The organism is Mycoplasma sp. 1012 (genome assembly GCF_054343455.1).
Genome location: NZ_JBTGVG010000008.1, coordinates 1 through 14,628 on the forward strand (window position 1 = coordinate 1; position 14,628 = coordinate 14,628).

The following is a 14,628-nucleotide window of genomic DNA, read 5'->3' on the forward strand; positions in this document are numbered from 1 at the left end:
AAAAAGTAGTTAAATTCAAAGAATTTTACATATATAATCTTATTTTATTACATATAAAAACTTAATTTTTTATTTTACTTTTAATTTAAAGTTAAGTATCGATTTTTATTATAATTAAAAGTTTTATGAATAAAAAAACACTGCATTTCTGCAGTGTTGATGAAATAATTATTTTGCTAATTCTTGTTTTAATCTTGCAATTTCACCGTCTAATAATTTTTCTCATTCACTAGACTTATCATTTGGTAAAAATAAGTTTAGTGCTAATCTTGCCACTTCTCTTTGTTGTTTTTCATATTCTTTTTTTTCTGCTTCTGATTTTTTATCATATTCTGATTTATTTTGCTTAATTGTTAGTTTTACAGTTAAATCAATGTATTCTTCTTTCTTTTTATCTAGTGAAGATTGACATGAAACTGCTAATGCAGCAGTTGTTAAAACAGAAATAGGGGTAGCTAATAATAAAAGTTTCTTTTTCATATTTTTCCTTTCTTTGAATGTTATTTTTAGTTTAATGCTTTTGCATCTTTGTTAGCTCATACGATTGTTAAGATATAAGCTACTATTGGTCAAATAGAGAAAATCATTCCTAAAATTGAACCAACAAATGGAATAAATGAGAATATTGAATTTATTATAATTATTATCATTACTGATAATCAAACAGCAAAGTATTTTTTGTTAGAACCATTTGTTGCATCTTTAATTTTTAATGCAGCAACAAATCCAACAATTGATAATACTAATATTACAATGTTTGAAAAGAAATTCAATATTCCAACAATTAATATAGAACCAACAAGTCCCACACCAGCAGCAAGTGCTCCTTCCGCACTTTGAGTTGCTGCAGCTCCTGCTGCAAATGCTAAAGTTATTATAAAGAGAATTAGACCTGAAAAGGTTAATATTAGATTGGTAATTGAAAAGTTTTTTAAACTTCTTAGTTTTTCTTTAATATTTATTTGCATATTTTTTCCTTATTTTATTTTTGATTAATTGAAATTTTAAAAAATGATTCATTGAAAAATATTGAAAATATATTATAAGAATTTCTTATTTTATAATCTCAAATATCAATTTGCATCATTTTTTAAATTAAATTTTACAAAAAAAAAAAAAAAGCAAGTATTTGGCAAAAATTCATAAAATTTGAACAATTTTCCTATATATTTTTTATACAAATGAATTAACATTTAAGATTTGGAAATTCATTTAAAATTAGTTAATGAAAAGTTTTATTGAATAAAAAACACTGCATTTTTGCAGTGCTAATGAAATAATTATTTTACTAATTCTTGTTTTAATTTGATGATAATATTAAGTCTACTAAATGTTTTCTTGCTTTAACGATTTCATCGTCTAATATTTTTTCTCATTCAATAGATTTACCCTCTGTTAAAAGAGAATCTAATCCAGCTTTAACTTTGTCTTTTTGTTGTTTTTCATATTCTTTCTTTTCAGTTTCTGATTTTTTATCATAATTTGATTGATTTTGTTTAATTGCTATTTTTACACCTAAATTAATTAATTCTTCTTTCTTTTTATCTAAAGAAGTTTGACATGAAACTACTAATGCAGAAGTTGTTAAAACAGAAAGGGAAGTAGTTAATAATAAAAGTTTCTTTTTCATAGTTTTCCTTATTTTTATTTTTGATTAATTGAAATTTTAAAAAATGAATTATTGAAAAATTATTGAAATATATTATTAGAATTTTTCATTTTATAATTGCAAAGCACAATTTGTATCATTTCTTAAAATTAAATTCTACAAAAAAAAAAAAAAAAGCAAGTATTTGGCAAAAATTCATAAAATTTGAACAATTTTGCATATATAATCTTATTTTTCTATAAATAAATTCATATATAAACTTTTGTAAAGTTTTAAAACAAATTACAAAGAAAATAGGGTTATTTTCAACTTAATTATTAATGTTTTTTTATTATTTTGCTAAAATTTAAATAATTATGATAAAGAAGAAATTTAATTTTTTTGTTTTTTTAAAAGAACACTTTCCAGCTAGTTGAAGTAAATGAAAATTATACTTAAAATTTTCTTTACCAATTATTCTTTCAGGAATACTTTTTTCACTAAATGGTTTCATTGATAATTTTATGGTAACAAAAATACCTCATGGTGTTGATTCTTTATCTTATGCCAATTCTTGAACAGGAATTATAGGTGGTGTTATTGGTGGAATTTCTATAATTTGTTCAGTGCTTGTTGGACAGTATTGAGGAAGCAAAAATTACAAAAAAATAAAAGAAGTAATGAGAGTAAGAGTTTTATTGACTTTTAGTTGTATGACTATATTTGCAATTTTTGCTCTCACTTTATCTGAAAAAATGATTTCTGTTTTTTATCAAACTAATCAAGATCCAGCAACATTGCAACAATCAGTAGATTATTTAAGATTAATAGTGATAACATGAGTTATTTTTGGTTGAACTTCTCCAATGAGTTCGCTTCTTGCAGAAACAGGACATGGAAAAGAAGCTTTAATTTCTTCAATTGGATCTTTACTAATTAACATTTTTTTAAATATTCTTTTAATATATGTTTTTAAATTAGGAGTTAAAGGGGCAGCATATGCTTCCATAGCTGCAAGAATTTTTGGAATATTTGGTGATACTTTTTTTGTATTTTTAAAAATAAGAAAAACATTAATTAATCCTTTATCACTTTTTAAAGTGTCAAGAGATACATGAAAAAAAGTTGTTTTTAGATTACACAGTGCCTTTTTAATTACAGGAAATTCTGTATTAATAATACTAAGAAGTGCTCTTTTTAATAGAATTTTCCCTCAAGGAACAATCGGGAAAGAAGAATGAGCAATTGGAGCTGCTGCTATTCTTGGATTAACAGGGGCAATAAGTGAAATATTTTTAGCTGTTTTTGGAGCTCTTAGTTCTAACATTTCTGTTTTTGTAGGAAAACACCTTGGAAATAAAGAATTTGAAATTGCTAAGAAAAATGCAAATGAACTTAAAGGTTTTCATTCAACAATTGCACTTGCATTATCATTATTACTTTTACTTTTTACTGTATTTATCCCGTATATTGATTATTTTGCTGCTGAAATAGGAAAAAATTCAGATACAATTTTAGAAGCTAAAAAATTATACTTATCACAATTGCAAGCAACTCTTTTTGTAATAGTAGTATTCAATCCAATTTGAATTTGATTTTCTACTTCAAGTCGATTAATAGCTTCTGGTGGAAGAACAAACTTAGCATCATTACTTGAATTCAGTTTAGAAATTATTGCTTTATTATGACTAGTGATTATAACTTTTGTAATTAAACCACAATCTCTTGGATTAAGTTTAAGTCAAACATATTGAATTTTCTTTTTAGTTGATTTAATCAAATTCCTTGTATTTGAAATAGTGTATTTAAAAGTAGACTGAGCAAGACACATAGATGATCCATTAATAAAAAGAAAAGTGTGAGAAAAAAATGTCTTCAACAACGACTAAAGGAATTGTTATTAATTATCAAGAATACGATGATTATGATGCAATTGTTAAAATTATTACCAACAAGAGAATTATTTCTTTTCTTGCTCGCGGAGTAAGAAAAGTACATAGTAAAAACAGAAGTTCTTTGTTACTTTTAAATGAAGCAGAATTTGAAATCTTTTTAGCCAGACTCAATAATAGAATCTCTAAACTTAAAAAAGCAACACTTATTAGTTTTTTTGATTTACAAAATAATTCTTTTTCATATACAGAATTACAAGAAATCCTTTTTTATTTAGATAAATTAGAATATTCTAACTCTTATTTATATGAACTTATAAAACAGAGTATAAAAATAGCAAATAAAGAAAATGTTTTCTTTATTAAAACATATCTTCTTTGTCATTTATTAGAATACTTTGGTTATAAACAATCTTTTGATAAATGTGTTACTTGTAAAAGTAATAAAGAATTAAGAGATTTTCAATTTTTTGAAGGTGGTTTTAGTTGTAAATACCACTTCAAAACAAGTTTTCAAAGAACAATTGAAGAATTAAAGACATTTTATTATTTATCTCATTCATTAGAAGTTTATATAAAATTTGCTAATTATAAAGCAAATTTCTCTATATATAAAGAGATTAAGCAATTTATTAAGGAAAATATTATATAATTAATAAATATATGTTAAGAATAATAGCAGGAAATTTACGTGGCAGAAAAATAGAACAACCAGACTTAGAAATAGTAAGACCAACAACGGATAAAACAAGAGAAGCCATTTTTTCTTCTATTCAATTTGAAATAGAAGAATCATTAGTTTTAGATTTATTTGGTGGTTCGGGAGCGGTTTCTTTTGAATTTATTTCACGTGGTGCAAAAGAAGTTTTTTTATCTGAAAAAAATAGAAAAATTTTTAATCATATTGTTAATGAACAAAAGAAACTAAAAATTCAAAATATGCATTGTTATAATCTTTCTGCTCTTCAATTGATAAATATGAAAAAGGATAATAAATTTAATTTTATTTTTTTAGATCCACCTTATGAAGAAAAAACATTATTAAATGAAACTTTAAAAGAAATAGCAAACAATGATATTCTTTTAGATAATGGTCAGGTCATTGTTGAAACAAATAGTGATAATATAGAAATTAGTGAATATTTTGAAATTTTAAAAGAAAAAAAATACGGTAAAACTTATATTTATTTTTTAGGTAAGAAATAATAAAGGAAATATATGAAAAAAAATAAGTTAGTAATTTTAGCTGGTCCTTCTGGGGTTGGAAAAGGTACCATTGAAAAAATTTTATTTGAGAATAATGAATTAAAATTAAAGTTATCTTGTTCAGCTACAACAAGAAAACCAAGAGAAGGGGAAATAAATGGGGTACATTACCACTTTATTTCTAATGAAGAATTCGAAGATAAAATAAAGAAAAATGAATTTATTGAATGAAATAAACATTTTGATAATTATTATGGAACTCTTTACTCAGAAATTGAAAAAATTAATCAAGAAGGTTTTTTACCTTTACTTGAAATAGAAACAATCGGTGCATTAAATATTAAAAAATATTACAAAGAAAGAAACGAAGAAGATTCTGTTATTTCAATTTTCTTGTTACCACCTTCTATGGATGATTTGTATACAAGAATAAAAAATAGGGGAACAGAAAGTGAAGAGCAAATTCAAATAAGAATTGATAAAGCAGTTTTAGAATTAGAAGAAAAAGATAAATTTTTACACAAAGTAGTAAATGATATTCCTTTAAATGCTGCTTCTAAAATTAAAGAAATTATTATTTCTGAATTAAACAAATAAAACTTTTATAAAGGAAATTAATGGATAATTATATTTTTAAAACAAATAAAGGCAAAAGGGTTCAAAATGAAGACTCTGTTTTAATATTAGAAAATGAAAAAGTAATTTTTTCAATTGTTTGTGATGGAATGGGTGGACATAATGCAGGAGAAATTGCTTCACAAATAACAGTTGACACATTTAAAACATTATTTTCTACTTTAGAAATAAAAGAAGATAAAAAATCAATTACTAACTGATTTTCTAAAGGGATTAATGATAGTATAATCAACATGAACAAAGCAGCAGAAGAAAACGAACAACTTTTAGACATGGGTACAACAATGGTTGCAACCATATTTGTTAAAAAAAATAAATTACTTTCCTTTGTAAATATAGGTGATTCTAGAATTTATCTATATAGCGATATTTTACAACAACTTTCAAGTGATCAAAATTTAATGAACTATTATATAGAAAAAGAAAAGGTTTCTTTCGAAGTTGCTTCACAATTACCTGGAGCATCTTTTCTTACTTCTTCGCTTGGGCCTAAAAAACGCTATACACCTGAAATCGGTTTTCTTTCTTTAAGTAAAAGAAAAGAAAAAAGTTATTTAATTCAAACTACAGATGGAGTGCATGACTTTATTGATAAACCAACATTAGAAAACATTATGTTTTTGAAAGAAAAAGATCTTGAATACAAAGCAAATAAAATTATAGAAACAGCATTAGCTAATGATTCTAATGATAATTTAACAGTAGCAATAGTGGAAATTAAATAATGAATATACCAACATATAACAAAAAACTACTTCAAAACTATTATATTAGTAACACCTTAGGAAAAGGTGGAATGTCTGTTATTTATTTAGCTGTTAGAAAAAAAGATAATTTTAAGTGTGCAATCAAACTTATGAATTATGAATCAATGAGTGATTTAAGTATTGAACGTTTTAAAGAAGAAATAAGAATAACTAAAAAAGTTGATTCACCTTATGTAGCAAGATTAATTGATTCTTGTTTTGATTTAGAAAATAAGGAATTTTGAATTGCAATGGAACTTGTTGATGGAACCATTTTAAAAAACGTTATTGAAAGATCTGGAACGCTTTCTAAAGAAGATGTTGTTAATTACGCAAAACAAATAACTTTAGGAATTAAAGCAATTCACAAAGCCGGTATTTTCCATAGAGATATTAAAGACACTAATATTATGGTAACAAACCTAAATCAAATTAAAATAATTGATTTAGGTATTGCAATAGATAATGAATCACAAAGGTTGACACAAGAAAATAAAGTCATAGGTTCTGTTCATTATATGCCAGGAGAAATAGCTGATTATAAAGAAAAAGGTTCTGTAAAAATTGATATTTACTCTATTGGTATAGTCATTTATCAAATGTTAATAGGTTGTGTTCCTTTTTCAGGAGATTCACATCTTAAAATTCTTGCTAAACACAAAGAACAATCTTTGCCAAAGATTCAGAATTTAAAACCAACTACAAGTCACGGATTAATAAACATTATTCATCGATGTTTAGCTAAAAATCCATATGATCGCTATAACAATATGAACGAATTATATAATGATTTATCTACTTGTTTAAAACCTGAAAGACTAAGTGAAAATATAATAAATTTTGACCAAAAACAAAGGAAAAACCTTTTTGAATGGCTTGCAACCAGAACCGGAACAATTGTCATAATAAGTGTAATTGTAATTATTTTAATTTTGTTAATAATTACTTTAATTCTTTTATTTAGTTTTTAATATTAAGTCAACTAAATAAAAGAATAAATTAGAAAGGAATTTTGTATTGAATAAAAAAATTGGAAGAGTAATAAAGGTAATTGCTGGTTTTTATGATGTGGAAACTGAAAATAAAGAAATTATAAGATTAAGAGGAAGTGGTAAATTAAGAAACGACAATTTATCACCTGTTGTTGGTGATTTTGTGGAATATGACGAATTAGGTTTTGTGATAAAAGTTAAAGAAAGAAACAATGTTTTTGTAAGACCTAAAATAGCAAACATTGATCAAGTGATTATTGTAATGTCTGTAAAAGAACCTAATTTTAGTTCACTGCTTTTAGATAAGTTTTTAATGATTGTTGAAAGCAAAAACATTAAACCAGTTTTAGCCATTACTAAAATTGATTTAGATTCTAACTATAAAGAAGTTTTAAAAGATTATATTAATTTAAATTATGAAATTCATTTCATTGATAATCATAATAAAAAGGAAGTAAATACAGAATTTTTTGGACTTTTTAAGGACAAAGTTTCTGTATTTATGGGGCAAACTGGTGTAGGAAAAACAAGTTTAATAAATTTATTATCTGAAAATCAATTTGAAACACAATCCATTTCTAAATCCTTAAATAGAGGTAAACACACCACTAGAGTTGTACAAATGATAGATTGAAATCAAGGGAAGTTAATAGATACTCCTGGTTTTTCTTCGTTTGAAATAGAATTAAATAAAGATCAAATAGCAACTGCCTTTAAAATATTTAAATTAAATGCAAATTTATGTAAATTTCGCTCTTGTTTTCACTATAAGGAAGAAGAAAAATATTGTAAAATTAAATTAATGGTAAAAAACGGAGAAATACCATTAACTAGATATGAAAACTATCTTTACTTTTTAAAAGATTTTTTAGGAGAAAAAAATGAAATTAATTAGTCCTTCACTTTTAAGTATTACAAAAGAAAAGAGATTAGAAGTAGCTAAGATTCTATTTAATATGGGAATTAGTTGAATCCATTATGACTATATGGATGCTAAATTTGTTGAAAACAGAGCAATTGAAATTGAAGAAATAGAAAATATAAAAAATAATTCTAAACATCATACAATGGATATTCATATAATGGCTTATGAACCAGAAAAAATAATTGATAAGGTTATTGGTGTTGTTGATTATGCAACAGTTCATTATGAAGTTTTTGACAATCAAGAAGAGATTCTAAAATTGGTTAAAAAATATAAAAATAGAATCAAGTTAGGTATTTCAATTAAACCTAATACAGATTTTAGTGAAATTAAAGATTTACTTAAATATTTTGATTTATTATTAATTATGTCTGTAGAACCAGGTAAAGGCGGACAATCATTTATTGAAAATTCTTTAAACAAAATAGAAGAAGCAAGAAAATTTATTGATAATAATAATTTAAATGTAATTATTCAGGTTGATGGTGGTATTAATGATAAAACTGCGTCTGGCGCTTTCGAAAGCGGAGCAGATGTTTTGGTTTCAGGTTCATATTTAACAATTGAACCTTCAATAGAAAAATTAGAAAAATTATTAAAATAAGGAAAATATGTTAGAGTTTGGAACAGCAGGTATACGTGGTAAATTAGGAAATAAAGAAAGTGAACTAAACACTAAACACGTTTATAGAATTATTGATGGATATGCAAGATATTTACTAAAAAATTTTGCTAATGCAAAACAACAAGGAGTTGTTATCGGAAGAGATAATAGAAATAAATCATTTATCTTTCTAAAATTAGCAACACAAATTTTAAGTAAAAATTATGGTATAAAAGTTTATACTTCTAAACAACCAATTGCAACCCCAATTGTTAGTTTTTTAATAAAACAAAAACAAGCAATAGGTGGTATTAACATTACAGCTTCTCATAATCCTAAAGAATATAATGGTATTAAAATTTATAATAAATTTGGAGCTCAAATCCTTCCTGATGAAGTTAAAAAATTGATTCCATTTTTTAAAAAATATAATAAAATCAACAATAATTTAAATACAAAAAAAATAAATTTTAATAAAAAAGTAATTTGTATAGATAAATATTTACCTGTTTATGTTCAAGAGATATCAAGAATTTTTTCTAATAATTTGTTTGATAATAACCTTAAAATAGCTTATTCGCCACTTCATGGAACCGGTTCTCAAGTTATTAAATTGATTGAAAAACAAACTTCAGTTAAATTTTTAAAAGTAGAATCTGAAATGAAAAATAGCAAACACTTTAATTTTGTTTCGTATCCAAATCCGGAAGAAAAAAGTGCTTATATTAATTTAATTGATTTAATGAAAAAAAACAAAATTAAATATGGGATTTTAACTGATCCTGATGCTGATAGAATTGGTTTTGTAGAACAATTATCAAATAATGAATTTTATTATTTTACTGGTAACGAACTAGCAACTATAATTTTCAATTTTTTAGTAGAAGAAAATTACTATAAAGAAAACGATCTATTAATTTATTCATTTGTGTCAAGCAACCTTCCTTCTATTATTGCTAATAAGCACAATATTAAAAGTCAAATTATTCCTACAGGTTTTAAATGAGTAGGTCCTGAAATAAATAAATATAAAGAAAAATCGCATATTTTTGCATTTGAAGAAAGTTATGGATCTTTAATCAATAGTGATATTTCTTTCGATAAAGATGCATTTCAATCATTAATTTTAATATTAAATATTTTATCTAAAAAAAGAAATATTTCCTTTTTAGAAGAGTTAAATAATATTTATAAAAAATATGGATTTATTTTTAGCAAGGTAGTTTCAATAGAATTGAATTCAATGGAACCATCAAAAATAAACTCTTATTTAGAATCATTTTTAAAAATAAATTTTAGTTTGAAAGTTTCAAAAATTATTGATTATCGAAAAGGTTATAATAATATTGTTGAAAATATGGTTCAAATATTTTTTGAAAATAATTCTTGAGCAGCATTGCGTCCTTCAGGAACAGAACCTAAAATAAAACTTTACATTTTTTCATTAGAAAAAAATAAAACTGAAGCTCAAAATAATTTAGATAAAATACTAAAACAAGCAAAAGAAATATTTATTAAATAAGACACTCGTTGTCTTATTTTTTTAATATAACAACAGTACTATAAAAAAAATAATTTTTTTTCGATACACTCGGCTAAGTTGTTATATAATTTATACACTTAATTATTATTAATAATAATGTTTATGAATAATTAAGTTTGTGAATATATAAATTAAAATTTAAAAATTGAAAGGAAAGACAATGCCAACAATAGCACAATTAGTTAGTCAAGGACGTGTTAATAAAGTAAGAAAAACAAAAGCTCCTGCACTAATAGTTGGTTACAACTCTTTACATAAAAAAGAAACAAAATTACCTTCACCTTTTAAACGTGGAGTTTGTACAAGGGTTGCAACAATGACACCTAAAAAACCTAACTCAGCATTAAGAAAATATGCAAGGGTTAAATTATCAAACGGAATGGAAGTTACAGCTTATATACCAGGAGAAGGACACAACTTACAAGAACACTCTGTAGTTTTAATTCGTGGTGGAAAAGTTAAAGATTTACCAGGGGTTAGATACCATATCGTTAGAGGAACACAAGATACAGCTGGTGTTAATAAAAGAAATCAAGCTAGATCTAAATATGGTGCAAAAAAACCTAAAAAATAATAATTTTATAATATAAAAAATATAGGAGAAAAAATGTCAAGAAGAAAACAAGCGCCTATTCGTGATGTATTAGCTGATCCAATTTTTAACTCTAAATTAGTTACAAAATTAGTAAATGCAATTATGTTAGACGGAAAAAAATCAACAGCGCAAACTATTTTATATTCAGCTTTTGATATTGTTAAGGAAAAAACAGGAAAAGATCCTTTAGAAGTTTTCCAACAAGCTATCAATAACATAACACCTCAATTAGAAATTAGATCAAGAAGAGTTGGGGGAACAAACTACCAAGTTCCAATGGAAGTTTCTGCAAGAAGAAAACAAACTTTATCATTAAGATGATTAATTAATTATTCAAGATTAAGAGCAGAAAAAACAATGGACTTAAGACTTGCAAACGAAATTATCGATGCATCAAACAACACCGGTGGAGCAATTAAGAAAAAAGAGGATACACATAAAATGGCAGAAGCAAATAAAGCATTTGCACATTTTAGATGATAATTATGGCAAGAAAATTTGACCTTAAAGATTATCGTAACATCGGTATAATGGCTCACATTGATGCAGGTAAAACCACAACAACAGAAAGAATTTTATTCCATACAGGAAAAATCCACAAAATTGGTGAAACTCATGATGGTGGTTCACAAATGGACTGAATGGAACAAGAAAAAGAAAGAGGGATTACAATTACCTCTGCTGCTACAACAGCTTTTTGAAAAGATAAAAGAATTAACATTATCGATACACCAGGACACGTTGACTTCACTGTTGAAGTTGAACGTTCACTTAGAGTATTAGATGGTGCTGTTGCGGTTTTAGATGCTCAATCAGGAGTAGAACCACAAACAGAAACAGTTTGAAGACAAGCAACAAATTATAAAGTTCCAAGAATTGTTTATGTTAACAAAATGGATAAAGCAGGAGCTGATTTTGAAGCTTCAATCCGTTCAGTTAAAGAAAGACTTGGAGGTAACGCGGTTGCTATCCAATTAAATATTGGTGCTGAAAATGACTATAAAGGATTAATTGACCTTGTAGAAATGAAAGCATTTGAATACGATGGAGAAAAAGAAGAAATTGCTAAAGAAATCGAAGTTCCAGCTCATTTATTAGATAAAGCTAAAAAAATGAGAGCAGAATTAGTAGAAGCAGTAGCAGATTTTGATGAAGAAATAATGATGCTTGCTTTAGAAGGTGAAGAAATTTCAGCTGATAGATTAAAACAAGCAATTAGAAAAGCAACATTAACTTCAGAATTTTTCCCTGTAGTTTGTGGAACATCATTTAAAAATAAAGGTGTTAAGAAAATGATTGATGCAGTTGTTGATTATTTACCTTCACCTTTAGATGTACCTGCTATTAAAGGATATATAGGGGATGAAGTTGTAGAAGTTCCGGCTTCAGATGATTATGATTTTTCAGCATTAGCATTCAAAATTATGAATGACCCATTTGTTGGAACTTTAACATTCTTTAGAGTTTATTCAGGAGTTTTACAAAAAGGTTCATACGTATATAACTCAACTAAAGATAAAAAAGAGAGAGTTGGACGTATTTTAGAAATGCATGCTAATTCAAGAGAAGAAATCGATGAAGTAAGAGCAGGAGATATCGGTGCTGCTGTAGGTCTAAAAGATACAGTTACAGGTGATACTTTAATTTCTGAAAAATCAAAGCATTTTGTTTTAGAAAAAATGGTATTTCCAGAACCTGTTATTTCTCAAGCATTAGAACCAGCTTCAAAAGCTGCAACTGAAAAATTATCAATTGGTTTACAAAAATTAGCAAATGAAGATCCTACATTTAGAACTTGAACAGATGATGAAACAGGGCAAACTATTATTGCTGGAATGGGTGAATTACACTTAGATATTATTGTTGATCGTTTAAAAAGAGAATTCGGTGTAGAAGCAACAGTTGGTGCACCACAAGTATCTTATCGTGAAACAATTACAAAATCAGCAGAAGTTGAAGGAAAACACATCAAACAATCTGGTGGAAAAGGACAATATGGACATGTTTGAATTAAATTTGAACCAAATCCAGATGGTGGTTTTGAATTTATAGATAAAATTGTTGGTGGAAAAATTCCTAAAGAATATATTAAATCAATTCAAAAAGGACTTGAAGATAAAATGGCTGCTGGTATTTTAGCAGGTTATCCAATGATAGATATTAAAGCTACTTTATTTGATGGTTCATACCATGATGTCGATTCATCAGAAATGGCATATAAAATAGCAGCTTCTAAAGCTTTAACAAAAGCAAAAGATGCTATTGGTACTGTTTTATTAGAACCAATTATGGACGTTTCTGTTGTTGTTCCTGCAGATTATTCAGGAGATGTTATGGGAGACTTATCTCGTAGAAGAGGTCAAGTTAAAGAGCAAGAAACAAGAAGTGATGGAGCAAACATTATTAGAGCAGATGTTCCATTATCAGAAATGTTTGGTTACTCAACTCAATTAAGATCTATGACTTCAGGTCGTGGAACATATCAAATGCAATTTGATCACTATGAAGTAACACCAAAACAAATTGCAGATGTAATTATTAAAAAACGTGCTATTAAAGCAGATGAAGAATAATCTTCTAAAACATAGAATTTTAGAATAACAAAAATTCTATGTTTTTTTACCCTAAAAAATACAAATATACAGAAAAATAAAGAAAAGAGGAATTATGAAAAAGAATTTATTTAAAAAATTATTACCATTAGGAATAACAACCTTAAGTTCAATAACTTTTATTTCTTGTAATGCACAAGAATCAAAAAAAGAAGAAAAGAATGTTATATCAGTTACTACAACACCTTCTCCAACCACCCCAACTACACAAGCAAACCCTGTTAAACAAACTCAAAAAGTAAATATTGATTACAGTAATGCTTTAGTATTTAAAAATGAAAATTCACAAATCAATTGATTTAAAAATTTAAAGAAATATGGTTTTACAGGAATTCAATATTATGCAACAAATAAATTCTTTGGATTAATTGGTCTTGGATGAACTGATAATGAAATTTTTGTTACAAGAGAAGGTTTGGATATAGAGAAAATTAGACAAGTTATAATTCCAAGCAATCCTAAAGAAATCAAAAGATATCGTGATGCTTCTTGAGATGAAGCAACTTCTACTTTAATTTTCAAATATAAAGTAAGAGATGATGAAACTAATAAAGAATATTCACAAACTATTATATTTAATAAACCTGTTGATGAAAATAAAGAACCAGAAAATAAAACAAATATAGATGATGAAAAAACTACAACTGCAGTAACTACAAATAAAAATCCAAATAATGAAAATCCTGATTCAAAATCATCAACTCAAAATTCAGAAGAACCTGCAACTTCAAAAAATGATCAAAATTTACAAAGTCAAGGTAATTCTCCAGAACCTACGCAAGGCGAAAATCCACAAACCCCATCAGATAATAGTGGAGAACAAGGACAAAGTGAACCAGCAGTAACAGAACCAACAAATCCTAAAAATTCAGATTCTGAAGAACCTTCAGAAAATAACTCAATAGATCAAAATATGTATGAAAATGCTTTAGTTCCAGCTTTTGACGATTGAAAATCTAGATTTTTAAATAAATTATCAAGTTTAACAAATCCTTCTTTCAAAGGTCTTCAATATTATTCAAGTAGCAATTTTATAGGAATCCTTGGTGGAAACAGAAGAGAAGATAACAAAATTTTTGTTGCAAAAGAAGGATTAAATCTATCACAAATTAAAAGAGTTTCAGAATTAAAAGGAAACTTTGACAATGTTAATAAATTTCCTTCCATTACAAATGATGCTGTATATGATGCAAGTACTAAAATACTAACTTTTAAATATAAAATAGAAGGGGATTCAACCAATAAAGTATATACACAAACTTTTGATTTAAATGAATCTTCAAATTAAA

General features: G+C 25.9%; 16 protein-coding genes. 13 read left to right on the forward strand and 3 right to left on the reverse strand.

Translation table 4 applies throughout. The annotated features are described in order from the left end of the window. Positions 1 to 168: 168 nt before the first annotated feature. The 3 genes from ACXX89_RS01630 to ACXX89_RS01640 all read right to left on the reverse strand — a co-directional run bounded on the left by ACXX89_RS01630 (position 169) and on the right by ACXX89_RS01640 (position 1,630). Positions 169 to 480, reverse strand: coding sequence for a hypothetical protein (locus tag ACXX89_RS01630; protein ID WP_458557428.1), 312 nt, complete (start codon positions 478 to 480; stop codon positions 169 to 171). 26 nt (positions 481 to 506) lie between these two features. Beyond that, the gene (locus ACXX89_RS01635) at positions 507 to 968 is read right to left on the reverse strand and encodes a hypothetical protein (protein WP_458557429.1); all 462 of its coding nucleotides are present in this window, start codon (positions 966 to 968) and stop codon (positions 507 to 509) included. Positions 969 to 1,300: 332 nt separating this feature from the next. After that, on the reverse strand, positions 1,301 to 1,630 hold the full coding sequence (locus tag ACXX89_RS01640) for a hypothetical protein (RefSeq protein WP_458557430.1): 330 nt from the start codon (positions 1,628 to 1,630) through the stop codon (positions 1,301 to 1,303). A gap of 335 nt (positions 1,631 to 1,965) precedes the next feature. Between ACXX89_RS01640 and ACXX89_RS01645 the strand changes: the two genes are divergently transcribed. From ACXX89_RS01645 to ACXX89_RS01705, 13 genes are all read left to right on the forward strand, one after another. Beyond that, entirely contained in the window at positions 1,966 to 3,477 is a 1,512-nt protein-coding gene (locus ACXX89_RS01645; RefSeq protein ID WP_458557431.1) for an MATE family efflux transporter, read from the forward strand. Further along, positions 3,458 to 4,132, forward strand: a complete 675-nt coding sequence (recO, locus tag ACXX89_RS01650; protein ID WP_458557432.1) for a DNA repair protein RecO — start codon at positions 3,458 to 3,460, stop codon at positions 4,130 to 4,132. The genes ACXX89_RS01645 and recO overlap by 20 nt, the downstream gene beginning before the upstream one ends. A gap of 11 nt (positions 4,133 to 4,143) precedes the next feature. Next, positions 4,144 to 4,686, forward strand: coding sequence for a 16S rRNA (guanine(966)-N(2))-methyltransferase RsmD (rsmD, locus tag ACXX89_RS01655; protein WP_436358583.1), 543 nt, complete (start codon positions 4,144 to 4,146; stop codon positions 4,684 to 4,686). A 12-nt stretch (positions 4,687 to 4,698) separates the two neighbouring features. Next, positions 4,699 to 5,283 (forward strand): guanylate kinase, encoded by a 585-nt coding sequence (gene gmk / locus ACXX89_RS01660; RefSeq protein ID WP_436358582.1) that lies wholly within the window; start codon positions 4,699 to 4,701, stop codon positions 5,281 to 5,283. 20 nt (positions 5,284 to 5,303) lie between these two features. Then, the gene (locus ACXX89_RS01665; RefSeq protein ID WP_436358581.1) at positions 5,304 to 6,047 is read left to right on the forward strand and encodes a PP2C family protein-serine/threonine phosphatase; all 744 of its coding nucleotides are present in this window, start codon (positions 5,304 to 5,306) and stop codon (positions 6,045 to 6,047) included. Next, entirely contained in the window at positions 6,047 to 7,039 is a 993-nt protein-coding gene (locus tag ACXX89_RS01670) for a serine/threonine-protein kinase (RefSeq protein ID WP_436358580.1), read from the forward strand. Before ACXX89_RS01665 ends, ACXX89_RS01670 begins: the two co-directional genes overlap by 1 nt. Positions 7,040 to 7,085: 46 nt before the next feature. Continuing rightward, on the forward strand, positions 7,086 to 7,955 hold the full coding sequence (rsgA, locus tag ACXX89_RS01675) for a ribosome small subunit-dependent GTPase A (RefSeq protein ID WP_458557433.1): 870 nt from the start codon (positions 7,086 to 7,088) through the stop codon (positions 7,953 to 7,955). After that, complete coding sequence (locus ACXX89_RS01680; protein WP_458557434.1) at positions 7,942 to 8,589, forward strand: ribulose-phosphate 3-epimerase; 648 nt, start codon at positions 7,942 to 7,944, stop codon at positions 8,587 to 8,589. The genes rsgA and ACXX89_RS01680 overlap by 14 nt, the downstream gene beginning before the upstream one ends. Positions 8,590 to 8,596: 7 nt before the next feature. Next, positions 8,597 to 10,111: a phospho-sugar mutase gene (locus ACXX89_RS01685; protein WP_458557435.1), complete on the forward strand. Its 1,515-nt coding sequence runs from the start codon at positions 8,597 to 8,599 to the stop codon at positions 10,109 to 10,111. Positions 10,112 to 10,292: 181 nt separating this feature from the next. After that, complete coding sequence (gene rpsL / locus ACXX89_RS01690; RefSeq protein ID WP_436358576.1) at positions 10,293 to 10,706, forward strand: 30S ribosomal protein S12; 414 nt, start codon at positions 10,293 to 10,295, stop codon at positions 10,704 to 10,706. Between the two features lie 33 nt (positions 10,707 to 10,739). Beyond that, positions 10,740 to 11,210: a 30S ribosomal protein S7 gene (rpsG, locus tag ACXX89_RS01695; RefSeq protein WP_027123189.1), complete on the forward strand. Its 471-nt coding sequence runs from the start codon at positions 10,740 to 10,742 to the stop codon at positions 11,208 to 11,210. 2 nt (positions 11,211 to 11,212) lie between these two features. Next, positions 11,213 to 13,300: an elongation factor G gene (gene fusA / locus ACXX89_RS01700; protein WP_458557436.1), complete on the forward strand. Its 2,088-nt coding sequence runs from the start codon at positions 11,213 to 11,215 to the stop codon at positions 13,298 to 13,300. Between the two features lie 94 nt (positions 13,301 to 13,394). Then, a complete protein-coding gene (locus tag ACXX89_RS01705; RefSeq protein ID WP_458557437.1) occupies positions 13,395 to 14,627 on the forward strand; it encodes a hypothetical protein in 1,233 nt (410 codons plus the stop codon). Position 14,628 lies beyond the last annotated feature (1 nt).